This window comes from Immundisolibacter cernigliae (genome assembly GCF_001697225.1).
GTDB classification, from domain to species: Bacteria; Pseudomonadota; Gammaproteobacteria; order Immundisolibacterales; family Immundisolibacteraceae; genus Immundisolibacter; species Immundisolibacter cernigliae.
Genome location: NZ_CP014671.1, coordinates 2,685,116 through 2,707,124, shown reverse-complemented (window position 1 = coordinate 2,707,124; position 22,009 = coordinate 2,685,116). Strand labels below are relative to the sequence as shown.

The 22,009-nt window shown below is 66.8% G+C and carries 21 protein-coding genes; 8 read left to right on the top strand and 13 right to left on the bottom strand.

Annotated elements, in window-relative coordinates; all coding sequences use genetic code 11:
* Positions 1–51: 51 nt before the first annotated feature.
* The 8 genes from PG2T_RS12855 to PG2T_RS12820 form a co-directional block, all read right to left on the bottom strand.
* On the bottom strand, positions 52–555 hold the full coding sequence (locus PG2T_RS12855; RefSeq protein WP_068806261.1) for an aromatic-ring-hydroxylating dioxygenase subunit beta: 504 nt from the start codon (positions 553–555) through the stop codon (positions 52–54).
* Positions 545–1,894, bottom strand: coding sequence for an aromatic ring-hydroxylating oxygenase subunit alpha (locus PG2T_RS12850; RefSeq protein ID WP_068806258.1), 1,350 nt, complete (start codon positions 1,892–1,894; stop codon positions 545–547). Before PG2T_RS12850 ends, PG2T_RS12855 begins: the two co-directional genes overlap by 11 nt.
* 203 nt (positions 1,895–2,097) lie before the next feature.
* Complete coding sequence (locus PG2T_RS12845; protein ID WP_068806255.1) at positions 2,098–3,072, bottom strand: dihydrodipicolinate synthase family protein; 975 nt, start codon at positions 3,070–3,072, stop codon at positions 2,098–2,100.
* 69 nt (positions 3,073–3,141) lie between these two features.
* Entirely contained in the window at positions 3,142–4,134 is a 993-nt protein-coding gene (locus PG2T_RS12840; RefSeq protein ID WP_068806252.1) for a cytochrome d ubiquinol oxidase subunit II, read from the bottom strand.
* Positions 4,134–5,462, bottom strand: a complete 1,329-nt coding sequence (locus PG2T_RS12835) for a cytochrome ubiquinol oxidase subunit I (protein WP_068806249.1) — start codon at positions 5,460–5,462, stop codon at positions 4,134–4,136. Before PG2T_RS12835 ends, PG2T_RS12840 begins: the two co-directional genes overlap by 1 nt.
* Before the next feature lie 40 nt (positions 5,463–5,502).
* A complete protein-coding gene (locus PG2T_RS12830) occupies positions 5,503–5,922 on the bottom strand; it encodes a YeeE/YedE family protein (RefSeq protein ID WP_068806247.1) in 420 nt (139 codons plus the stop codon).
* Complete coding sequence (locus PG2T_RS12825) at positions 5,919–6,350, bottom strand: YeeE/YedE family protein (RefSeq protein ID WP_068806245.1); 432 nt, start codon at positions 6,348–6,350, stop codon at positions 5,919–5,921. The genes PG2T_RS12830 and PG2T_RS12825 overlap by 4 nt, the downstream gene beginning before the upstream one ends.
* Positions 6,351–6,357: 7 nt before the next feature.
* The gene (locus PG2T_RS12820) at positions 6,358–7,218 is read right to left on the bottom strand and encodes an MBL fold metallo-hydrolase (protein WP_068806243.1); all 861 of its coding nucleotides are present in this window, start codon (positions 7,216–7,218) and stop codon (positions 6,358–6,360) included.
* A gap of 162 nt (positions 7,219–7,380) precedes the next feature.
* Between PG2T_RS12820 and PG2T_RS12815 the strand changes: the two genes are divergently transcribed.
* Positions 7,381–7,716: an ArsR/SmtB family transcription factor gene (locus tag PG2T_RS12815; protein ID WP_202816347.1), complete on the top strand. Its 336-nt coding sequence runs from the start codon at positions 7,381–7,383 to the stop codon at positions 7,714–7,716.
* On the opposite strand, the gene PG2T_RS12810 is transcribed toward PG2T_RS12815, so the two are convergent.
* The 3 genes from PG2T_RS12810 to PG2T_RS12800 all read right to left on the bottom strand — a co-directional run bounded on the left by PG2T_RS12810 (position 7,671) and on the right by PG2T_RS12800 (position 12,940).
* Positions 7,671–10,757, bottom strand: a complete 3,087-nt coding sequence (locus PG2T_RS12810) for an efflux RND transporter permease subunit (protein ID WP_068806239.1) — start codon at positions 10,755–10,757, stop codon at positions 7,671–7,673. The genes PG2T_RS12815 and PG2T_RS12810 overlap by 46 nt on opposite strands.
* Positions 10,754–11,839, bottom strand: coding sequence for an efflux RND transporter periplasmic adaptor subunit (locus PG2T_RS12805; RefSeq protein WP_068806236.1), 1,086 nt, complete (start codon positions 11,837–11,839; stop codon positions 10,754–10,756). Before PG2T_RS12805 ends, PG2T_RS12810 begins: the two co-directional genes overlap by 4 nt.
* Before the next feature lie 111 nt (positions 11,840–11,950).
* Entirely contained in the window at positions 11,951–12,940 is a 990-nt protein-coding gene (locus PG2T_RS12800; RefSeq protein WP_145931092.1) for a cupin domain-containing protein, read from the bottom strand.
* 323 nt (positions 12,941–13,263) lie between these two features.
* Between PG2T_RS12800 and pilB the strand changes: the two genes are divergently transcribed.
* From pilB to PG2T_RS15605, 6 genes are read left to right on the top strand one after another with little or no spacing between them, the layout of a single operon-like run.
* Positions 13,264–14,982 carry a type IV-A pilus assembly ATPase PilB gene (gene pilB, locus PG2T_RS12795; protein WP_068808361.1) on the top strand — a complete coding sequence of 573 codons (1,719 nt, stop codon included), beginning with the start codon at positions 13,264–13,266 and terminating at the stop codon, positions 14,980–14,982.
* Between the two features lie 8 nt (positions 14,983–14,990).
* Positions 14,991–16,226: a type II secretion system F family protein gene (locus PG2T_RS12790; protein ID WP_068806232.1), complete on the top strand. Its 1,236-nt coding sequence runs from the start codon at positions 14,991–14,993 to the stop codon at positions 16,224–16,226.
* 11 nt (positions 16,227–16,237) lie between these two features.
* Positions 16,238–17,077 carry a prepilin peptidase gene (locus tag PG2T_RS12785; protein WP_418268541.1) on the top strand — a complete coding sequence of 280 codons (840 nt, stop codon included), beginning with the start codon at positions 16,238–16,240 and terminating at the stop codon, positions 17,075–17,077.
* Positions 17,077–17,679 carry a dephospho-CoA kinase gene (gene coaE, locus PG2T_RS12780; RefSeq protein ID WP_068806226.1) on the top strand — a complete coding sequence of 201 codons (603 nt, stop codon included), beginning with the start codon at positions 17,077–17,079 and terminating at the stop codon, positions 17,677–17,679. The genes PG2T_RS12785 and coaE overlap by 1 nt, the downstream gene beginning before the upstream one ends.
* A gap of 35 nt (positions 17,680–17,714) precedes the next feature.
* Complete coding sequence (zapD, locus tag PG2T_RS12775; RefSeq protein ID WP_068806223.1) at positions 17,715–18,488, top strand: cell division protein ZapD; 774 nt, start codon at positions 17,715–17,717, stop codon at positions 18,486–18,488.
* A complete protein-coding gene (locus tag PG2T_RS15605; RefSeq protein ID WP_083214921.1) occupies positions 18,425–18,658 on the top strand; it encodes a DNA gyrase inhibitor YacG in 234 nt (77 codons plus the stop codon). The genes zapD and PG2T_RS15605 overlap by 64 nt, the downstream gene beginning before the upstream one ends.
* On the opposite strand, the gene PG2T_RS12770 is transcribed toward PG2T_RS15605, so the two are convergent.
* Entirely contained in the window at positions 18,604–19,266 is a 663-nt protein-coding gene (locus PG2T_RS12770) for a protein kinase family protein (protein WP_145931090.1), read from the bottom strand. The two genes, PG2T_RS15605 and PG2T_RS12770, sit on opposite strands and share 55 nt — an antisense overlap.
* A gap of 111 nt (positions 19,267–19,377) precedes the next feature.
* Between PG2T_RS12770 and waaA the strand changes: the two genes are divergently transcribed.
* The gene (gene waaA / locus PG2T_RS12765) at positions 19,378–20,634 is read left to right on the top strand and encodes a lipid IV(A) 3-deoxy-D-manno-octulosonic acid transferase (protein ID WP_236953253.1); all 1,257 of its coding nucleotides are present in this window, start codon (positions 19,378–19,380) and stop codon (positions 20,632–20,634) included.
* Here the strand turns inward: waaA and PG2T_RS12760 are convergent, their stop codons facing one another.
* Positions 20,635–22,008, bottom strand: coding sequence for a TolC family outer membrane protein (locus tag PG2T_RS12760; RefSeq protein ID WP_068806215.1), 1,374 nt, complete (start codon positions 22,006–22,008; stop codon positions 20,635–20,637).
* Position 22,009: the final 1 nt, after the last annotated feature.

Below are 22,009 nucleotides of genomic sequence, written 5' to 3'. Positions count from 1 at the left end.
CCCGGTCGACATCCGCCGACCGGGCCCATTCCGCCGTCCGAGCGCCGCCGCTCAGACGTTGAAGATATCCATCTGCCGCGGAATGATGTCGTTGCAGACCACGATGTATTTCTCGCGTATCTGCAGCGCCTCACCCGCGCGTGTCAGGCGGTAGCGGTAATGGCCGAAGAACATGTCGGTGCGCTGTTCTTCGTGTTTGTAGGTGTTGACCTGGAAATTGGCGGTGGCAATGACTTCGTCGGCCGTCGCCTGGCGCAGACGGATGTTGGTGACGAAATGCCGCGTGCGCGGCAGGCGCAGCAGGGATGAGGACAGCCCGGACTCGATGCGCCACACGCGGTCGCCCATGCGGTCGCGGTTGCCGCAGTAGATGAGCGAGATCTCACCCTTCGGGTTGTCGATCAGCACGTCGTCGTCGTCCCAGGACGGCGCCCAATAGACGGCATCGTCCTGGTACAGGGCCAGCCAGTCGTGCCAGCGGCGCTCATCCAGGCAGTCGGCTTCTTCCAGCAGCAGTTCGATAACGGCGTCCTTGAGCACGGGATCAGGCCGCATGGCGCTTGGCCTCCTCGCGGCGCAGGCCTTCGGTCATCAGCTTCAGCCAGTGGCGGTACTCGCCGTGGTAGAGCGTCTCGTCGGCAAAGCGGCTGGCGCTGACCTGCGGCTGGAAGCCCAGCTCACGCGCCGGCTCATCGGCGCCCACGATGCGCCGCTTCATGCCGCGGTCGAAGTCCTGCCACTCGGCGTTGCGCCCGGCGTAGCCGCTCTGGCAGGCGTCGAACTCGGTCAGGTCATCCGGCGTGGCGATGCCGCTGGCACCGTAGAAGTCCTCGTACTGGCGCACGCGCCGCTCGCGTGCCTCGACCGATTCGCCCTTGGGGGCCACGCAGTAGGCGTGGACCTCGGTTTCGTCCGGCGCGATCGGCCGCCACGAGCGCAGCTGGGTGGAGATGCCGTCGAACAGGATGACGTTGGGGTAGATCAGCACCTGGCGCAAACGCCCGGCCATCCACTTGGCCTGCAGCGGGCCGACACGGGCTTCCAGGGCGTCGTACTGCATGCCCAGCGCCCGGTCGCGGAAGTTGGGCACGTCCGACCAGATCATGACGTGGCCGTTGCCCAGGTCGTAATTGCCGTTCTGGGTGTTGTGCAGGTCGACCTTGATGGCCTTGACGTTGTCGGTGCCGCCGGCCGCCGCCGCCTGCTTGGCGCGCTCCTGCGCCAGGCGAAAGTAGGATGCGTGCACGATGTCGACGTGGTAACCGTCGACGCCGTTTTCGGCCTGCATCTTCCAGTTGCCGCGGTGGGTGTAGACCGAGTGCCCGCGCAGGACCTCCAGGCCATCCACCGACTGGTTGGCGAACAGCTCCAGGAACGGCGCGGCCGCGGCCAGGTGGGTCTTGATGTCCGGCACGTCCGCATTCAGGCTGGCGAAGATGAAGCCGTGGTAGCTGGCCACGTGCGGCACGGGCGTCAGGCCATAGTCGGCCTTGCTCCAGTCGTCCGGATAGGCCCCGCCGGCCTCGTCCTTGACGTCCAGCAGCGTGCCCTGGTTGTTGTAGACCCAGCCGTGGTACGGGCAGGCCCAGTGCTTGGCATTGCCGCGTGCCTTGCGGCAGACCATGGCACCGCGGTGCGAGCAGGCGTTGATGAAGCCGCGCAGCTGCCCATCGGCGCCGCGGCTGATGATGACCGGCTGACGGCCGATGACGGTGGTCAGGTAGTCGTGGGGTTTGGGGATCTGGCTGTCGTGGCCGATGTAGATCCAGGTCGCCTCCCAGACGTGCTTGATCTCGAGCTCGAACAGGTCCGGGTCCGTGTACAGCGAGCGGTGGACCTTGAAGGTCTCGCCCGGCTTGTCGACGATGCGCCAGGTGATGTCTTGGATGCGCATGGGGGCCTCCGCGGGGTGAAGGGAAAGGCGCTGACCGTGCGGTCGGCACAGGCACGTCATGATAAAGGACGAAGCGACATGGTGCGCCCCCGGCGAGTCCGGGGTTGAACGTGTCGCCGCCCGGCCTGCTCGATGGAGCCAGTCAATACGCCCGGCATCCGTCGGCGGCGCAAAGCCGAACGACGGATGCCGGAGGCTACGTGTCAGCGGTACTTACGCGCGCACAGCTCGGCCCAGGCCTTGCCGCTGGCCACGGTCAGGGCGCGCCAGTCGTCCGGCAGGTCCTCGTACGGCGCGCGGCACGGGCCGGCCTTGATGTAGCCGGCGGCGTTGCAGCGGATTTTTTCCACCTGCACGTTGTACTTGGAGAATTCCTTGAAGTCCGGGATGGCGTTGGGCAGGCCGTGCAGGTCGTGCATGATCTCGCCCATGCGCGCCTTGTCGCCGGCGTCGATGGCTCGCTGCAGGGCGACCACCGGCTCCGGCCCCATGGCGCAGCTGGTCGACCACATGCCCTTGAGGCGATCGCCGACCAGGTCGTAAGCCATCGGCGCGGCAAAGTCGATCGGCAGGAACTGCACATGCGGCGCGGCGTCCATGCTGGCCGGCAGGTCGATCAGCATGTTCTTCGGGTCCATCAGGTTGCCGACGTACTTGCAGGTGACCACCGTCGGGCAGTGCTTGCCGACGCCTTCCCAGAACTCGACCGGGAAGGTCGATTTGAAAAACAGCGGGTTGGCATAAACCATCAGCGCCATTTCCGGCACTGCCTCGGCCAGATCGGCATAGAACTTGACCGAGTTGGTGATGGTCGGGGTCTGCCACAGCGGCAGGCCGACGAAGCCGCCTTCCACGCCCAGCTCACGAAACTTGCGCATCTGGCGCACGGTTTCCTTGGTGCCCAGCGTGGTGATGCCGGCGAACACCGGCACCCGGCCGCGCGCCACCTCGATGATGGTGCGGGTGAAGGCGAGTTTCTCTTCCAGCGTCAGCGCCGCGCACTCGCCGGTAGTGCCGTTGGCGGCGATCGAGCCGATACCGGCGGCGATCAGCTGCTCGGTCATGCGCGCGGTTTCGTCAAGATCGACCGAATCCTCGTACTGCCAGCCGCCCTGCCCTTCCTTGCACGGCGTCGGGATCATGGCAGATACGCCGCGGACATCATCTTTGGTCAACATGGGCAGGGCCTCCTGGCATCGGAAAAGGGCGGCAATGGTAGCCGGTCCGGGGGTGCGCGTGACCGGCCGCTACTCATAACGCAGTTCCCCGGCCTCGCCCCAGAACACTCGGTACACGTATACGGTGTAGGCGATGATGGCCGGCAGGGTGATGACCACGCCGACCAGGATGAACTTGAGCGACTCGGGCGCCGCAGCAGCCTGCCAGGCGGTAAGGCGATCGACCACCAGATAGGGATACAGGCTGTAGGCAAGCCCGATCGCCGCCAGCACGAACAGCCCCACGGCGCAGGCAAACGGCTCCCACGGCCGCGGCAGATCCTGCTGGCACAGGCGCTTCAGGCGCCGGTCGGCGACCAGCAACAGTACCGCCGTGGCCAGCGGCACCTGCAGCAGCAGGATGAACTCGGGCATGGCGAACCACTTGTCGAAGATGCGCTCACTGACCAGCGGCGTGGCGACCGACACCGCCGCCAGGCCGAGCGCCGTCCCCCACAGCGCTCGCCGCGCCCAGCCGGCGGCGCGCTGCTTGAGCGCCGGGCCGGTTTTCATCAGCAGCCAGGTGGCGCCAAGCAGCGCGTAGCCTGCCATCAGACACAGGCCGATCAGGGTCGCAAACAGAAACGGCCACAGCCCGCCGGCAAAGCCCAGGATGTACTTGCCGAGCATGAAGCCCTGCGCGAACGCCGCCAGCGCCGAGCCGGCCACGAAGGCGCGGTTCCACAGCGCCTTGTGGTCGGCGTGGGCCTTGACCCGGAAATCGAAGGCCACGCCGCGCAGGATCAGGCCGATCAGCATGAACGCCACCGGCAGGTAGAGCGCCGTCAGCACCACGCCATGCGCGTGTGGAAAGGCCACCAGCAGGATGCCGGCGCCCAGCACCAGCCAGGTTTCGTTGGCATCCCAGAACGGGCCGATGGAAGCGATCATGCGGTCCTTGTCGGCATCGTCCACCAGCGGCAGCAACAGGCCGACACCCAGGTCGAAGCCGTCCAGCACCACGTAGGCCAGCATCGCGACGCCCATCAGGCCCATGAAGATCAGCGGCAGCGCCTGGTCCATCACACGCCCTCCACGGTGCCTTGCGCCGTGCCGGCCTTGCGCGCCATGTAGAACAGCACCCACACGTAGGCGACGATCAGCACCGCGTACAGCGTCAGGTACAACCCCAGACTCAGTGCGATCATGCTGGCCGGCACGTCGGAAGCCGCGTCCGCAGTCTTGAGGACGCCGTACACCAGCCACGGCTGGCGGCCGATCTCGGTCGTGTACCAGCCGGCCAGCACCGCCAGCCAGCCCGAAAACGTCATCACCAGCAGGCCGCGCTGGACCAGCGCCGTGGGCTCGCCCCGGCGCAGCGTCTGCCAGGCCGCCAGCCAACTGACCGCCAGCATCAGCAGGCCCACGCCGACCATGATCCGAAACGCGAAGAACAGCGGCGCCACCGGCGGGTGGTCCGGAAAGCTGTTCAGGCCGCGCAGTTCGCCATTCCAGTGGTGAGTCAGGATCAGGCTGGCCGCGTCGGGGATGGTGATCTCGAAGCGGTTGCTGCGCGTGCGTTCATCCGGCCAGGCGAAGAGCCGCAGGTCGGCACCGCGCTCGGTGTCCCATATGGCCTCCATGGCGGCGATCTTGGCCGGCTGGTGCTCCAGCGTGTTCAGGCCGTGCAGATCGCCGATGAAAATCTGCACCGGAATCAGTGCCGCCGCCAGCAGCACACCGGTGCGAAGCGTTGCCGCGACCTCGGTGCTGCGCTCGCCGCGCAGGCGCCGGTAGGACGACAGCCCGGCCAGCAGAAACGCCACCGTCAGCCCGGAGGCCAGCAGCATGTGCGTCAGCCGGTATGGGAACGAGGGGTTGAAGATCACCGCCCACCAGCTGGCGGCGTGCGCCTGGCCGTCGATCATCACGTATCCGGCCGGGGTCTGCATCCAGGAATTGAGCGCCAGAATCCAGAACGCCGAAAGGCTGGTGCCGACCGCCACCAGCACGGTCGCCAGCAGATGCATGCGCTCGGACACGCGCCCGCGGCCGAACAGCATCACGCCCAGGAAGGTCGCCTCCAGGAAAAATGCCGTCAGCACCTCGTAGCCGAGCAGCGGCCCGGCGATGTTGCCCACCCGCTGCATGTAACCCGGCCAGTTGGTGCCGAACTGGAAGCTCATGGTCACGCCGCTGACCACGCCCAGCGCGAACGACAGCGCAAATACCTTGACCCAGGTGCCATAGGCAGCCTGCCACCGGGCGCCATCGTTGGCCCGCCCGCGCAGCTTGAAATACAGCAGCACCCAGGCCAGCGCCATGTTGATGCTGGGAAACAGGATGTGAAAGCTGATGTTGGCGGCAAACTGCAGGCGCGCCAGCAGCAGCGGATCGGCGAGCGCACTCATATCCGGTTGACCTCGTTACGGAAAACGCCGTTCACGGCCTTCAGCGACCGCCGTCCAGCCATACCTTGCACGCCAGCGAGCCGGCGATCATGGCCGCGACAAACAACCACGGCTCGGCGGTACCCAGCGTCAGCGCGACCAGCGCCGGACCGGGACAGTACCCGGCCAGTCCCCAGCCGATGCCAAACAGCGCAGCGCCACTGAGCAGCTGGCCGTCCACCCGCCGCTTGGCCGGTAAATGAAACTGGCTGTCCAGCCGCGGCCGCGACCGGCGCAACACCCACGGGAACAACAACGCGGTAACACCGGCGCCGCCGCCCATGACCAGGATCAGGCTCGGATCCCAGGTGCCAGCCAGGTCCAGGAAGGCGAGCACCTTGTTCGGGTCGATCATCTGCGCCAGCGCGAGTCCCACCCCGAACAACACACCGCACAGCACCGCCGCCAGCACCCGCCTCACGGCTGCACCCCGAGCAGGTGGCGCGTTATATACACAGTGAGCATGCCGCAGCCGACGAAGGTCATCGTCGCCACCAGCGAGCGCAACGAGCGCCGGCCCAGGCCGCACACGCCATGACCGCTGGTGCAGCCGCTGCCAAGACGGGTGCCAAACCCGACCAGAAAGCCCGCCGCCAGCAACAGTCCGACCGGGAAGCCCTGGCGCGGCGCAAAGGCGTGCGGCGTCAGCCACCAGAATGCCGCGCCGCCGGCCAGCATGCCGGCGATGAAGGCCACGCGCCACGCGGTGTCGCCGGCATGACGCACCAGGGCGCCGTTCAGGATGCCGCTGATGCCGGCGATGCGGCCGTTCAGGTACAGCAACAGCACGGCCGCCAGACCGATCAAAAGGCCACCGCCAAGGGCGGTGTACGGGGTGAACTGACTCACGGTTACCTCACAGGATGTTCACGGGCAACTTCAGATAGGCCGTACCGTTGTCGTCCGGCGGTGGCATTTGACCGGCGCGGATGTTGACCTGGATGGCTGGCAGCAGCAGGCGGGGCACCGGCAGCGTGGCGTCACGCGCCGTGCGCAGGGCCACGAAGGCGTCCAGGTCAATGCCGTCGCGAAGGTGGATGTTGCCGGCACGCTGGGCCGCAACGGTGGTCTGGCACTGCGCCTGGCGGTCCGTGGGCGGGTAATCGTGACAGACGAACATGCGCATCGGACCGCCCAGCGCGTACAGCCGCTGCACCGAGTGGTACAGCGTGGCCGCATCGCCACCCGGAAAGTCGCAGCGCGCGCTGCCCACGTCCGGCATGAACAGCGTATCGCCGATGAACACGGCATCGCCGATCAGGTAGCTCATGCTGTCGCCGGTGTGCCCCGGCGTGGCCATGACCCGGATGGCGAGATCGCCCAGCGGCAGGCTGTCGCCGTCCTGCAGCAGGCGATCGAACTGCGAGCCGTCCCTTGGGAACCCGTCACCGAGGTTGAAGATGCGGGCGAAGGTCTGCTGCACCTGGCAGATGCCTGCGCCCACAGCCAGTGGTGCGCCGAGCTGCTCCCTCAGATACGCGGCGGCGGTCAGGTGATCGGCGTGGGCATGGGTCTCCAGAATCCAGGCCACCTCCAGCTCGCGCTCGCGCACCGCCTGCAACAGGTGATCGGCACCGCTCCTGCCGGTGCGCGCCGCCGCGGCGTCGTAGTCCAGGACCGGGTCGATGATGACGGCCTGTCGACTGCGGGCATCGGCGACCAGATACGACCAGCTGCCGGTCGGCGGATCAAAGAACGTCTGCACTTCATAACCCATGATCGAACGCCCCTCCTCGCTGGCTGGAAATGCGTAACGCGTCACAGCCAACTGTCATTAGCGGCTCCTAATCTATGGATCTCGCCGCCTCGCCCTCCACGATACGCAACAGCAATGTCAGCCGACAACGAACATTGGGACGCCTTGCGCCAAGCCACGGCAATGCTAAAGGCAATCGGCAACACCCATCGCCTGCTCGTACTGTGCGCGCTGGCGCAGCAGCCCATGGCCGTGTGCGATCTGAACCGCCGGGTGCCGATCGCCCAGTCGGCGCTCTCGCGGCATCTGGCACGCCTGCGCAGTGCCGGGCTGGTGGTCGCCCAGCGCGACGGCCCAAGGATCCGCTATGCGCTGGCCAACGCCCGAACCCGCCGGCTGATCGAAGCGGTGTGCACCGAATACCGGATACGCGGTTTCGTGGCGGACTCGGCCGCGGCCCCAGCCGGCCGCATTCATGCCGATCCGGCTGTCACCGCCGACGCAGTGGCACGCCTTTGACGCAGGCGTGCCAGCCCGTGCTCGGCCAATGAGTACAGCGCCGGCACCACCAGCAGGGTAAGCACGGTCGAGCTGATCATGCCGCCGATGATGGTCACCGCCAGCGGTCCGTTGGCCTCGAAGCCGGTGCCAAAGCCCAGCGCCGCCGGCAGCATGGCCAGAATGATGGTCAGCGAGGTCATCAACACCGGGCGCAGGCGGACCGGGCAGGCCTCCAGCAACGCCTGATCGACGTCGCGCCCGTCGGTGCGCAGCTGGTTGGCCAGATCCACCAGCAGGATGGAATTCTTGGCCACCAGTCCTACCAGCAGCACCATGCCGATCATCGAGTAGATGTTCAGCGTCATGTCGAACAGCCACAGGCCGAACAGCGCCCCGACCGCCGCCAGCGGCTGGGCCACCATGATGATCAGCGGCTGCACCAGCGAGTTGAACTGGCTGGCCAGAACCATGTACAGCAACACCACCGCCAGGCCGAAGGTGCCGCTGAGGATGCGCACCGTGTCCGCATAGTCCTTGGTCACCCGCACCAGTTCCAGCGTGTAGCCCTCCGGCAGCTGACCGACAGCCGCCTTTACGGTGGCGATGGCCTCGTTCAGCGGCACCTTCGGTTCGGCGTAGAAATTGGCCGCATAGCGCAGGTCGTAGCGCGAGATCAGCGCCGGCCCCAGCCGCTCCTCGAAGCGCGCCACGGTGTCGGCACGCACCAGTTCGCCGCTGGTGCTGCGCAGGTAAATGCGCCGCAAATGCTCGGGGCGCGTCACCTGCCCATCGACTGCCTTCACGCGCACGTCGTAACGCTCGCCATCGCCCGGCTCGTCATTGAAATAGGCCACGTCCTGGCCGCCCATCAACAGATTCACCGCCTGCGCCACGGTGGCGGCGTTCAGACCCAGGCTGGCGGCCCGCACGCGGTCGATTTCGAGCTTGTACTGCGGCAGGTCGAGCTTGAGGTCCAAATCCAGGTAGCCGAGCTCGGGGTGCTCGACCGACAGCTTGCCATGCAGGTCCTTGGCCAGTCCGGCCACTCGCGTCAGGTCGACGCCGCGCAGCACGAACTGCAACGGCTCGCCACGGGCACCCTGCACGGCCGGCACGCGCCCGGCGAAGGCCTCGATGCCCGGAATGTCGCCCAGCGCAGCCTGCACACGGCGAATCACCTCGTACTGATGCACCGAACGTTGCTCGGCCGGCACCAGCCGCACGAACACCATGCCCTGGCTGACCTGGCCGATCGGGCCGATGCCGACCGACGACCAGTAGTCGCGCACCTCGGGCTGCTGTTTGAGCAGCGCCTCGACATCGCGCATCCGGCGCTCGGAGTACTCGAGACTCGACCCCAGCGGCGTCTTGAAGCTCACCAGAAAACCGTCCTCGTCGACATCCGGTTCGAAGGTCTTGCCGATGACGCCAAACAGCAGCCCCGCCGGCAGAACCACCAGCACGGCCAGCAGCAGCGTCATCCAGCGCCAGCGCAGTACCCACTGCAGCGATCTTCGGTAAGCGGTCTCGACCCGCTCCATGGCGGCAAAGCTCGCCCGCGCCAGGCGGCCCTGGTGGACCTCGACCTTCAGCAGGCGCGAACAGAGCATCGGCGTGAGCGTGACGGCCACGAACAGCGAAGCCAGCACGCCGGCGGTGACCACCACGGCAAAGGATTCGAAGAACAGCCCGATGATGCCTTCCATGAAGATCACCGGCCCGAAGATGCACACCAGCGCAAAGGTGGCCGCGATGATCGCGAAATACACCTGCTGCGTGCCCTCCGCCGCGGCGCGCAACGGCTCACCCGGCCGCTCATGCATGTAGCGGTGGATGTTCTCCAGCACCACGATGGCGTCGTCCACCACCACGCCGATCAGCAGCAGCAGCGCCAGCATGGTCATGGTGTTGAGCGTATAGCCCATGAAATACATGATCAGCACCGCCGCCAGCAGCGACACCGGAATCGCCAGCGCGATGATGATGGTGGCGCGCCAATTGACCAGGAACACGAACACCACCAGCGCCGCCAGGCCGGCGCCCAGGTAAATGTGCTCGGTCAGGGCGCCAATGGTGCGGTTGATGAAATCACTGTCGTCCCAGGCGATCGACAGCTTCATGCCCGGCGGCAGCGCCGGACGGAACTCGCTGTCGAGGCGCTTTTTCACCTCGGTCGCAATGGCCACGGTATTGGCGTTGCTGATCTTGACGATGCCCAGCCCCATCGACACCTTGCCGCTCTGGTAGGCCGCCTGGCGACGGTCCTTGCCACCGTCCTCCACCTGCGCCACGTCCTTGAGCAGGATCGCCGCGCCTTCGCGGTGACCGACCACCAGGCGCTGCATTTCCTCGACCGAGTGGTATTCCTGGTCCAGCTTGATCAGGTGTTCGGTCTGGCCGCCGACCAGGAAGCCGCCCGGCAACTGCAGATGCTCGTTGGCCAGTGCGGCGGTGATGTCCTGCGCCGTGACGCCCAACGCCGCGGCGCGCTCCAGATCAACGTTGACGCGGATGGCGCGCTCCTGCACGCCGCCCAGCTGCACCTCGCCCACGCCGTCGATGGTTTCCAGGCGCTTCTTGAGCACCGTGCGGGCGTAGGTGGCCAGCTGCGGGTCGGTCCGGTCGCCCTCCAGCGACAGCCACATGATGGCCTGCGAGCCGGTTTCGAGCTTGGCCACCACCGGCGCATCGATGTCGTCCGGCAGGCGCTCCACGGCCTGGCTGACCTTGGTCTGCACCTCGTTGAAGGCGACATCGACATCCTTGCCGAGCTTGAAGATGACCACGATCAGCGACACGCCCGGCAGTGACTGCGACTCGATGCGCTCGATGCCGGGCGTGCTGTTGACGGAGCTTTCGATGACGTTGGTGACCGCCGAATCCACGACTTCCGGATTGGCACCGCGCAGCGTGGTGATGACCGACACCGCCGGAAACTGGATCTGCGGATAGCGGTCGATGCCGATGCGCTGGTAGGAGATCAGACCGAACAGCACGATCAGCAGGCTCAGCATGAGCGCGAAGATGTGCCGCTTGATGGAGATTTCCGGCAGGGTCATGAGCCCTGCTCCCGGACATTCACCGCCGCCCCGTCCGACAGATAGGCGGCGCCATCGACGGCGATGCGATCACCCGCCGTCAGGCCGGAGACGATCTCGACCTCGCTGCCCAGTCGCTCGCCAATCTGCACCTTGACCTGCCGCACCGTGTCGCCGTCGACCACATAGGCCACCTGTCCGGCCGGGCGCAGCACCACACTGACCGCCGGCACCACCACCGAATCGCGCCGTTCCAGTACCACGCGTCCCACCACACTGGCGCCCGGGGACCAGTCGCCCGGGTTTGGCAACTCCACGATCGCCTCGCCGGCGCGGCTGCCGGTGCTGACCACCGGGCGCAGCTCGGTGACCGTGCCGGTCACCGTCTGTCCGGGGGCGGTCGGGGTCGTCAGGTACACGGTCTGACCGGCACGCAGGCGACCGAGCACCGTCTCGGGCAATGGCAGGTGGACGCGCAGCGTGGCGCGTGTGGCGATCTGAAACAGCGCATCGCCGCTGTTCACATAGGTGCCCTTCGACACCAGTCGCTGCTGGATCACGCCGTCCACCGGCGCCAGCACGGCGGTTTTGCTCACGCCGCGGGCGGCCATGTCGCGCCGTGCCCGGGCATTGGCCAGCTGTTCGGTGAGTGCCGTCAGCTGGGATTCGGCCTCATCGAGCGCCGTCTCGGACACGAAACGGTCCTGACCCAGGCTGCGATAGCGCTCCACCACCCGGCGCTGGTTGTCGACCAGCGCAACCAGGCGCGAGGCCTCGGCGCTGGCCGAGCGCAGTTCGTTCTGGTAGTCCACTGCCTCGATGCGTGCCAGCACCTGGCCGGCCGTGACCGCCTGACCGACATCGACCTTCACTTCGACCAGCCGGCCGGCGACCTCGGCCGCCACCAGGGGCGAGGTACGGGTGTCGATGAAGCCGACCGACTCCTCGATGACCTCGACCGGCCGCTGCGCGGCAATGCCGGCGGTGATCGATACCCGGCGCGCTTCGGTCGCGTCCGCTGGCTTGTCGCTGCTGCATCCCCACAAAACCGCCGCCAGCACGGGCAGCGCACAGCCACGCCAGCGAATGAAGGTCAATCGCATGAAACCCCGATCCTTGGAATTTGAAATGTAATGTTTGCCAGGCGCCACGAGGCCCGACGTCGAAATGAAAAACGCCCCGTCGCGCGACCCGATAAGCGCTGGCGTCGCCCGCTATCGGCCGCCACCTGCCGGTCCGGCGGCGGCCGTCGACGCTTCGCAGGGACACTGTACCTTGACCGGCACCACCACGGCGCCTGCGCCGGTGGTGACAAAGCGCAACGGCGGCAGACTGCCCGGCACGCCCCACTCGTCGCGCCGCGGGCCATGCCACGACACGATCAGGCACTCGGCCGCCAGACACTGTGCACTGTGCGCCCGGTAGGGCGGCAGAAAGACTGCCTGTCCCGCGTTGGCCGTCACCCGCGCGCCACCGGTCAGCGCGTACGCCATCTGGCCTCGTACCACCCATGCAACCTCTTCCCCGTGCACGGCATGGGCGGCGGCGACGTGCCCGGAACCATCGGCCCGCAGGCGTGTCACCGCCACACTCACGTCGTCGCCGTGCCAGTGACGAAACGCGACGCCGCCGCCCGCGTAGGACAGCAAGGTCGGCTCCACGGTGCCGAGGTTGAACAGCGTGCGCACGGTCGGGCCCGTGTAGTCCGTGCGCGGCGGCGCGGCCTTGGCGGCAGGCTGGCCATGCCCCGGGAAATACGCGGCACCGTCTTCGGGTGAATACTCCGGACGAGCCGGCGTCACCACGCTCAAGATGCGATTCTCGGTGCCGCCAAAGGTGCCGGTGTGGCGCACGTTGGCCTTTACCAGCACCACGTCGCCTTCCCGCAAGGGATAACGGCGCCCACGCTCGTCGACGATTTCCGAATCACCCGCCACCTGCACCGCCAGTTCGGTACCGTGACTATGGAAAGCCAACGCGGCAGGTGCCGCCGACGCCGCGGCGGGCGGAAACCGAAACAGCGCGGTGCTCTGATCGGTGCCAAACCAGTGCCGCATGTAGACCGCGCCGGGCACGACTTCCCGCAACTGCGCCCAATCCAAAGCCAGCAGACGCAACTGCCCGGGGTGCAGACGCGGATCCTCGGCCGCCGCCTGCGCACTGCCGGCAAGCAGCAACGCTGCCAGTATTTTGCTTCTACGCATGTTTCATCCTGATGCGCCAAAAAAACCGGGCCCACGACCCACAGTGTGCAACTTACCCCAGGCAGGGCGCCGTACTGGATCGCCTTGCGCGAACTAGCGCCCCGAAGCATTGTTCAGTCGGCCCCAGCGGCGATCCCGCGCTCAACATTTCGCGCGGCGGACCGATAAGTCCTGCCAGGAGAGCGGCTTGACCACTCGCGGGTGGGGACATACATCATGCCGATGTGCCCGATGGGTGAGTTTGCACCCCTCGCATTGTTATAGTAGCCACGCCTCGGAGGGATGAGGGAATCCATGGCAACCGCACGACACAGATGGCACAAATGGCAACTCCCAGCACCCGACTGAGCCTGATCGGGCTCGCCAAGCGCCTTGCCAGGGATGGACTGCTGAGCGAGGCAGAGGCGGCGCACGCCAGCGATATCGCGGCGGCCCGCGAGACACCCCTCGTAGCCTACCTGGTCGAGACGACAGGACTGGACGCGGCGCAGATCGCGCTGTGCGCCTCCAGCGAGTTCGGTCTTCCGGTGTTCGACCTGGACGCCTTCGACGCCGAGCTGCTCAGTCTGCACGGCGTGAGCGACCAGATCATCCGCAAATACCGCGCCCTGCCGCTTTTCCGGCGCGGCAACCGGCTGTTTGCGGCGGTGTCCGATCCGACCGACTACCGGGCCCTGGACGAGATCAAGTTCAGCTCCGGCCTGAGCACCGAGGCAGTGCTGGTGCCGCACGACAAGCTGTCGGCCCTGCTGACCAAGGTGCTTGCCAACTCCGAAAACCAGCCGCTGGACGAAATCAACGACGCCGACCTGGACGCCCTGGTCGTGCAGGACGAGGAAAACGACCCGGGCGCCGGCACCAGCAACATCGACGTCGACGACGCCCCGGTCGTGCGCTACGTCAACAAACTGCTGCTGGATGCGATCAGCAAGGGCGCTTCCGACCTGCATTTCGAACCGTATGAGAAGCGCTATCGGGTCCGCTACCGCGTGGACGGCATCCTGCGCGAGATGGCGGCGCCACCGCCGGGCCTGGCCAATCGCCTGGCGGCCCGCATCAAGGTGCTGGCGCGCCTGGACATTGCCGAGCGACGCGTGCCGCAGGACGGACGCATCAAGCTGAAGGTGTCGCGCAACCGGGCGGTGGATCTTCGTGTCAGCACCTGCCCGACCCTGTACGGCGAGAAGATCGTCATGCGCGTTCTGGACGGTGGCAACGGACTGCTGACCGTCGACGAGCTGGGATTCAACCCGGCTCAGCGGGAGCTGTTCGAACACAACCTGCAAAAGCCATACGGCATGGTGCTGATCACCGGCCCCACCGGCAGCGGCAAAACGATGACGCTGTATGCCGGGCTGAAGGAACTGAACCAACCCGGCATCAACATTTCGACCGCTGAAGACCCGGTCGAGATCGTCATGGAAGGGGTCAACCAGGTCAACGTCAACGTCAAGGCCGGTCTCACCTTTGCGGCGGCCCTGCGATCGTTCCTGCGCCAGGATCCGGACGTGATCCTGATCGGCGAGATTCGTGATCTTGAAACGGCCGAGATTGCGGTCAAGGCAGCCCAGACCGGACACATGGTGCTGGCCACGCTGCACACCAACGACGCCCCGCAGACCATCACGCGCCTGATCAACATGGGCGTGCCATCCTACAACGTGGCCGCTGCGCTGAACCTGATCATGGCGCAGCGTCTGGCGCGGCGCCTGTGCAAGGTATGCAAGCGACCACTGGAGTTGCCACGCCAGACCCTGCTCAAGGAAGGTTTCGGCGAGGAAGAAATCGACGCCGGTCTGACGATCTATGAAGCGGTCGGCTGCGACCGCTGTACCGACGGCTACAAGGGGCGTATCGGTATCTATCAGGTCATGACGATCTCGGATGACATGCGCAAGCTCATCACGCGCGAAGCCTCCGACATCGAAATCGCTGCCCAGGCCAAACACGAAGGCATCGCCGACTTGATACAGGCCGGTCTGGACAAGGTCCGCGAGGGCGTCACCAGCCTGAGCGAGATCCACCGCATCACCAAGGAATAAGCACCGCCATGGCTGCTCGCACCGCCGCTCGCACCGCACCCAGCGACCGCATCAGCACCTTCACCTGGAACGGCTTCGACCGCACCGGCAAGCGACTGTCGGGCCAGATCAAGAGCGCCGATGAACTTTACGTACGCGAGCAGCTGCGCAAGCGTGGCGTGCTGCGGGCGCGGGTGCGGCGCAAGTCGGCCCTGTTCGAGACGCGCCAGAAAGTCTCCGCCGCGGACGTCGCCTACTTCACCCGCCAGCTGGCCACCATGCTCGAAGCCGGCGTGCCGATGGTGTCCTCGTTCGACATCATCGGCCGCGGCCACGACAACCCGGCCATGACCGAACTGCTGATGGCCATCAAGACCCAGGTCGAGGGCGGCCTGAGCCTGCACGAGGCGCTTGCCCGGCACCCGCGCCAGTTCAACGAGCTGTACGTCAACCTGGTGGCGGCCGGCGAGCAGGCCGGCATCCTCGACGGGGTGCTGGCCAAGCTGTCCGTGTACCTCGAAAAATCCGAATCGCTCAAGCGCAAGATTCGCTCGGCCATGTTCTACCCGGCGGCCGTGATCGCGGTCGGCTTCATCGTCACCAGTATCCTGCTGGTGTTCGTGATCCCGCAGTTCGAGAGCCTTTTCAAGGGTTTCGGTGCCGACCTGCCAGCCCTCACCGCGTGGGTGGTCGAGTTGTCACGCGGCTTTCGCCAGTGGTGGTGGATTGCCATACTGGTGGTCGTGGGCGCCGTCATCGGCTCCGTACAGGCACATCGGCGCTCCGAACGGTTTCGTGATTTCCTGGACGCAGCCGTGCTGCGCATCCCGCTGATCGGCGAAATCATTCGCAAGGGTGCCGTGGCCCGTTATGCACGCACCCTGTCGACCATGTTCGGTGCCGGCGTGCCGCTGGTGGAAGCCATGGATTCGGTGGCCCGCGCCGCCGGCAACGTGGTCTACGAGAAAGGCATACGCCAAATCCGTGATGAGGTGGCAACCGGCAGCAGCCTGCACGTGTCGATGGAAAACACCAACCTGTTCGCGCACATGGTCAACCAGATGGTGTCGATCGGCGAGGAATCCGGCTCCGTCGATCACATGCTCGGCAAGGTAGCCGATTTTTACGAAGACGAAGTCGACCAGATGGTCAACCGCCTCACCAGCCTGATGGAGCCGCTGATCATGTCGGTGCTTGGCGTGATCGTCGGCGGCCTGGTGATCGCCATGTATCTGCCCATCTTCAAGCTCGCCTCCGTTTTCTGAGCGGGTCGGTGCTGGGCACACTGCTGGGTAGCCCGGCGCTGTTTGCCGGTGTTTGTCTGCTGCTTGGGTTGCTGGTCGGCAGTTTCCTGAACGTGGTCGTGCATCGCCTGCCGGTGATGCTGCAGCGACAGTGGCAGGTCGATTGCGGCGGCGCGGCGGCAGAAGGCCGCTACGACCTGCTCGCGCCAGCCTCGCACTGCCCACACTGCAAGGCGCCGATTGCCTGGCGCCACAACATCCCCCTGCTGGGCTGGCTGTGGCTGCGCGGTCGCTGCGCCGCCTGCAAGGCACCGATATCGGCCCGTTATCCGCTGCTGGAGCTGACCGCCGGTGTGCTGGCTGCCGCGGTAGCCGTGCGCTTTGGACCCGGCATCACCGCCGTGGCGGCAATCGGCCTGAGCCTGACGCTGCTGACACTCACCCTGATCGATATCGACCACATGCTGCTGCCGGATGCGATCACGCTGCCGGGCATCTGGGCCGGTTTGCTGGTGAACCTGGGCGGCACCTTCACGGACCTGCGCTCGGCGGTCATCGGCGCGGTGGCCGGCTATCTTGTCCTGTGGCTGGTGTATCACCTGTTCAAGTGGCTGACCGGCAAGGAAGGCATGGGTTACGGCGACTTCAAGCTGCTGGCGCTGCTGGGCGCCTGGCTCGGCTGGCAGGCGCTGCCGGCGTGCATCCTGCTCGCCTCCCTGGTCGGAACCGTCTACGGCCTTGGCGCCATCCTGCACCAGGGCCGGAATCGGCAGCAGCCGTTCCCGTTCGGGCCATTTCTGGCCGTCGCCGGCTGGATCAACCTGATGTGGGGCGAAGCGCTGCGCGCGGCGTACTGGCAGGCGGCGCTGTGATGCTGGTGATCGGTCTGACCGGCGGCATCGCGGCGGGCAAGTCCACGGCCACGGCGTTTTTCCAGGAACGTGGCGTGCCGGTCATCGACGCCGACGAGGTGGCCCGCGATGTCGTGGCCGCCGGCACGCCCGGACTGGCCGCCGTAGTCGCCGCGTTCGGTTCGCAGATACTGCAGGCCGACGGCACGCTGGACCGCCGACGACTGCGAGAGGTGGTATTTGCCGACCCGGCCGAACGGCGCCGCCTGGAAGCCATCCTGCACCCACTGATCCAGACCGAGATTCGCGCCCGCCTGCAACAGGTCCGCGGCCCTTATTGCATTCTTGCCGTGCCGCTGCTGATCGAATCGGCCGCCCTGCGCGCACTGGTACACCGCGTCCTGGTGATCGACGTACCCGTGGAAGTGCAGGTTGCACGCCTGATGCAGCGCGACGGGATGAGCGCCGAGCAGTGCCAGGCGATGCTGGCCGCGCAGGCATCCCGCGCGCGCAGGCTTGAAGCTGCGGATGACGTGGTCGACAATGCCACCGACGTTACCGCCCTGCAGCGCCAACTGGATAGCATGCATCTGCGCTATCTCGAACTGGCCGGGCAAAGCTAGCATCCACGCGCCCCGACGGGCACCCTTGGCGGGTTATGAATCCACCCGATTTCGTCGCCTACGAGCAACCGCTCAACGAGCGCATGCGCATGTTGCTGCGGATCGAGTTCGTGCTGCGCAACCTGCACGACAGCCTGGGCGGCGATCAGGTGTGGCACCACCGGGCCGCCGTGCTGCATCTGCTGGATCTGGCCGACCTGCTCACGCGCAGTGACCTGCGCGCCGAAGTCGTCAAGGAACTGGAGCGCCTGGCCGGCATCCTGACCGCCATGCAAAGCGCGCCGGACGTCGATCGCGGACGCCTGCAGGAGGTACTGGAACAGCTCGACGGCGAGATCGACCGCCTGCACGGCCTGCGCCTGCCGTTTGCCCAGGCGCTGCTGGAAAGCGACATGATCGGGCAGCTGCGCAAGCGCCACAACCTGGCCCTGGGCAACTGCGATTTCGACCAACCCGCCTACCGGCACTGGCTGGCACAGCCGGTCGCCAAACGCCAACAGGACATCGCCGCCTGGAGCGATCCGTTCACCAGCCTTGGCAGCGCGACCCGCCTGATCCTGGAGTTGATACGCCAGTCTGCCGCCGCCGCCGCCGAGTCGGCGCAGTTGGGCTTCTACCAGCGCTCGCTGGACACCAACCTGCCGCATCAGCTGTTGCGGATCCTGCTGCCCTTGGGCAGCCAGTACTACCCGGAGATCAGTGCCGGCCGGCACCGTTTCTCGATCCGCTTCGTGCGCTATGCCGAGTGCGGCAAGCCGCAGCCGGCGGACGAGGACGTGCCGTTTCGCCTCATGTGCTGCAGCCTGTGAAGCAGCCCTGCCCAACCTGCAGGAAGCCAACCGTCTGGTCGGTGGAGAACCCCTACCGACCGTTCTGCAGCGAGCGCTGCAAGATGGCTGACCTGGGCAGTTGGCTGAATGGCGACTACCGGGTGCCGGCTGCGGATCTGGAACCGGACGCCGAATTGCCCGACAACTGAGCCCCGCAACGCGCCCACTGTCGCCAGGCGAAGCGACGAAACACCGCGGTCGAAAGCGGCGTCATGCCCGCCGCACCGCAGTAAGCCTCGATGAACTCGCCAAACACCGCCGGTAGTCGCAAGACCTGCAAAGACGCGTCCCGCAGCAGGGGGCGCAGATTACGCGTCCGGCGCGCCACCCCCAGCGGGGGCCGCAGCAGCCGCAGATCGGCAATGTCGATCAGGCCGAAGCCGCCACCGGGCAGGCACACGATGTTGCCGCCATGCAGCGAACGGAAATAAACCCCTCGCCGATGCAACTCAGCCATGAAACGCGCCAGCTGTGCCCAATCCACCAACCCGCCACCGGCCAGGCGGTGGCGCAATACCTCCCCGGCGAGTGGCCGGTAGGCCACCACATGGCGGCCCGCCTCCGGACACTGGAAAAACGCCCGCACCTGCACGGTGGGCACTTCGCAGCGCGCCAGACCGATGGCGTTCTGCACAAAGCGTTGTCCATACGGCCGCCAGGCCGCCGACGACAGGCGGCGCTTGCGCCGAAACAGCTTCAGGATGGTTCCCGATGGAAGCTGCGCCACCTTCACGCCAAAGGCGTCGCGTTCCAGCACGTGCGCCGCATCCAGCAACCGTTGCAGACGCAGGGCGGAAATCCGGCGCGACCGGCGCCCGTCGCCTGATCGTCTGTGCTCTAGCCCAGAGACACTGTCGTGCATCGTCGTGTGTATTCCTTACTTTTGACTGCCAGCGTACCGCTGGCCTTCGGCCGCCTGCTGTGGCGCAGCAGGCACACACCGGCCTACCGCCAGCGCTGGCCGCAGCGGCTTGGCTTCATCACACCCGGCCCACCCGGCGGAGTATGGCTGCACGCCGTATCGGTGGGCGAAGTCAACGCGGCTCTGCCGTTGATCGGCGCCCTGCAACACGCACGTCCTGACCTGCCGCTGCTGGTCACCACCACCACCCCGACCGGCTCGGCGCAGCTGCGCAGTCGAGTCGGCGACAGCGTGGCGCATTGCTACCTGCCCTATGACCTGCCGGGCGCCGTGCAGCGCTTCCTTGGCCGCCAGCGCCCGCGCCTTGGCATCATCCTTGAAACCGAACTGTGGCCGAACCTGTACGCCACCGCGCAGGCACTGCAAATCCCCCTGCTGCTGGCCAACGCTCGCCTGTCGCCCCGGTCGGCCCGCGGTTACGGGCGCTGGCCACAGCTGACCCGGCAAACGCTGGAGCGCCTCGCCGCAGTCGGCGCCCAGACCGCGGCAGACGGTGAACGCCTGCGCGCGCTGGGCCTGCCGCCCGGGCGACTGACCGTCACCGGCAACCTGAAGTTCGATGCTGCCGCGCCGGATCCTGCCCCCGGCCTGGCCCTGCGCCAACGGCTGGGCGAAGGACGGCCAGTCTGGCTGGCCGCCAGCACCCATGCCGGCGAGGAGCAGGCAGCCCTGTCCGCGCACCGCCTGCTGCGCGCCGGACACCCGGACGCGGTCCTGATTCTGGCGCCGCGTCATCCACAGCGTTTTGCCGAGGTCGTGCGCCTGTGCCGGGAGCAGGGCTGGGCCACGGCGCTGCGCAGCGCCGACGACGCTCAGCGATGCGCGGTGTACCTGGCCGACAGCCTGGGCGAACTGCCATCGCTGATGGCCGCCGCGGACATCGTGTTCGTGGGCGGCAGCCTTGGCACCAGCCCGACCGCCCGCGGCGGGCACAACCTGATCGAACCGGCGCAGCTGGGCAAGCCATCGCTGTTCGGCCCGCACATGAACAACTTTGCCGAACTGCGCGATCTGGTACTGGCGGCCGCAGCCGGCCAACAGGTGACAAACGACGCAGACCTCGCCGCCCGGCTCATGGCCCTGCTGGCCGACCCCGCGCGCCGGGCGGTCATGGGCCAAGCCGCGCAGGCGCTGGTCGCCCAGCACCGCGGCGCCACCGCCCGCACGCTGGCGCTGATCAATCCGTACCTGGAACCAGGCTGATCACGGAGTCGCCGGGACGACCGGCGCAGCCGATGCGGCGGCCGACGCCCCCAGCCAACCGTTGACGCGCGCCAGGTCGTCCTGCGCCAGCTGACCGGAGGCCTGCTCCAGGCGCAGCACATTCAGCACATAGTCGTAGCGGGCCGTGGCCAGGTTACGCTTGGCCCGGTACAGCTCGCGCTCGGCGTCGAGCACGTCGACGGAGGTGCGGGTACCGACCCGGTAACCGAGTTCGGTCGCCTCCAGGGCACTCTGGTTCGACACCAGCGCCTGGCTGAGCGCCTTGACTCGACTGATGGCGGCCTCAACACCCAGGAACGCATCACGCGTGCCGCGCGAGGTCGAGCGGCGTTGCTGCTCCAGGCGCTGCTGGGCTTCGCGGTACTGCTGCTGGGCCTGGCGCACCAGCGAGCTGGTGCGGCCACCCTCGAATATCGGCAGATTCATCTGCAGGCCGTAGATGGTGTCCTCGTTCTCATTAGGATCAGAACCGAAGCGGCTGGCATTGGCGCTGGTGTCAAGATAAGTAGCCTTGGCATCCAGAGTCGGATAATGCTTGGCGCGCTGGCGCTCGATTTCCTTGCGGGCCGCTGTCATCGCCTCGCCGGCAGCGGCGACCAGGGGATTCATCTCCAGGGCCTGCTTGACCCAGGTCTCGACGTCGGCAATGGCGGGCGGTTCCAGCGGCAAGGTGTCGGCCAGGGGCGTGAGCAGCTCGTAACCGGTGCCGGTCACCTCGCGCAGGGCCTCCAGCGCGTTGGTGAGTTGGTTGCGGGCCTCGATTTCCTGCGCCACGGTCAGGTCGTAACGGGCCTGCGCCTCGTGGATGTCAGTGATGGCAATCAGGCCCACCTCGAAACGCTGCTTGGCCTGATCGAGCTGGCGGCCGATGGCGGCCTTCTCGGCCTGCGCAAACTGCAGACTGTCGTTCGCTGACAGCACCCCAAAATACCGGTCGGCCGTGCGCAGCATCAGTTCTTGCTCGGCAAAGCCGTACTGGTTGTCGGCTTGACGCACCAGCGCATCGGCCTGACCGAGCCCGGCGATCAGCTGCCAGTTGAACAGCGGCTGCACGGCCTCGACCTGCCAGTAGTGCAAATTGAACTCAGCCCGTCCGCCTGGCGGAAACGCGCCTGCTGGCGCATCCGTCCGCAAGGTTTGGTAGGCCGTATTCGCGGTGGCCTGGATATTCGGCAGCACGAACGACAGCGCCTGTGGCTTCAGCTCCCGCGCCGCGTCACGCGCCGCCTGGGCAGCCGCCAGCTGGGCATCGTTCTGCACCGCCTGCTGGTAAACCGCCAGCAGATCCTCGGCGCCCGCCGGCAGCGCCAGCACAGCACCGACCAAACCGGCCGCAAGGACGTAATTCTTCATG

What these genes read in the sequence shown, in the direction of transcription:
- PG2T_RS12855 (WP_068806261.1), bottom strand. Translation starts at nt 555, where the DNA reads ATGCGGCCTGATCCCGTGCTCAAGGACGCCGTTATCGAACTGCTGCTG.
- PG2T_RS12850 (WP_068806258.1), bottom strand. Translation starts at nt 1,894, where the DNA reads ATGCGCATCCAAGACATCACCTGGCGCATCGTCGACAAGCCGGGCGAG.
- PG2T_RS12845 (WP_068806255.1), bottom strand. Translation starts at nt 3,072, where the DNA reads ATGTTGACCAAAGATGATGTCCGCGGCGTATCTGCCATGATCCCGACG.
- PG2T_RS12840 (WP_068806252.1), bottom strand. Translation starts at nt 4,134, where the DNA reads ATGGACCAGGCGCTGCCGCTGATCTTCATGGGCCTGATGGGCGTCGCG.
- PG2T_RS12835 (WP_068806249.1), bottom strand. Translation starts at nt 5,462, where the DNA reads ATGAGTGCGCTCGCCGATCCGCTGCTGCTGGCGCGCCTGCAGTTTGCC.
- PG2T_RS12820 (WP_068806243.1), bottom strand. Translation starts at nt 7,218, where the DNA reads ATGGGTTATGAAGTGCAGACGTTCTTTGATCCGCCGACCGGCAGCTGG.
- PG2T_RS12815 (WP_202816347.1), top strand. Translation starts at nt 7,381, where the DNA reads ATGCTAAAGGCAATCGGCAACACCCATCGCCTGCTCGTACTGTGCGCG.
- PG2T_RS12810 (WP_068806239.1), bottom strand. Translation starts at nt 10,757, where the DNA reads ATGACCCTGCCGGAAATCTCCATCAAGCGGCACATCTTCGCGCTCATG.
- PG2T_RS12805 (WP_068806236.1), bottom strand. Translation starts at nt 11,839, where the DNA reads ATGCGATTGACCTTCATTCGCTGGCGTGGCTGTGCGCTGCCCGTGCTG.
- PG2T_RS12800 (WP_145931092.1), bottom strand. Translation starts at nt 12,940, where the DNA reads ATGCGTAGAAGCAAAATACTGGCAGCGTTGCTGCTTGCCGGCAGTGCG.
- pilB (WP_068808361.1), top strand. Translation starts at nt 13,264, where the DNA reads ATGGCAACTCCCAGCACCCGACTGAGCCTGATCGGGCTCGCCAAGCGC.
- PG2T_RS12790 (WP_068806232.1), top strand. Translation starts at nt 14,991, where the DNA reads ATGGCTGCTCGCACCGCCGCTCGCACCGCACCCAGCGACCGCATCAGC.
- coaE (WP_068806226.1), top strand. Translation starts at nt 17,077, where the DNA reads ATGCTGGTGATCGGTCTGACCGGCGGCATCGCGGCGGGCAAGTCCACG.
- zapD (WP_068806223.1), top strand. Translation starts at nt 17,715, where the DNA reads ATGAATCCACCCGATTTCGTCGCCTACGAGCAACCGCTCAACGAGCGC.
- PG2T_RS12760 (WP_068806215.1), bottom strand. Translation starts at nt 22,008, where the DNA reads ATGAAGAATTACGTCCTTGCGGCCGGTTTGGTCGGTGCTGTGCTGGCG.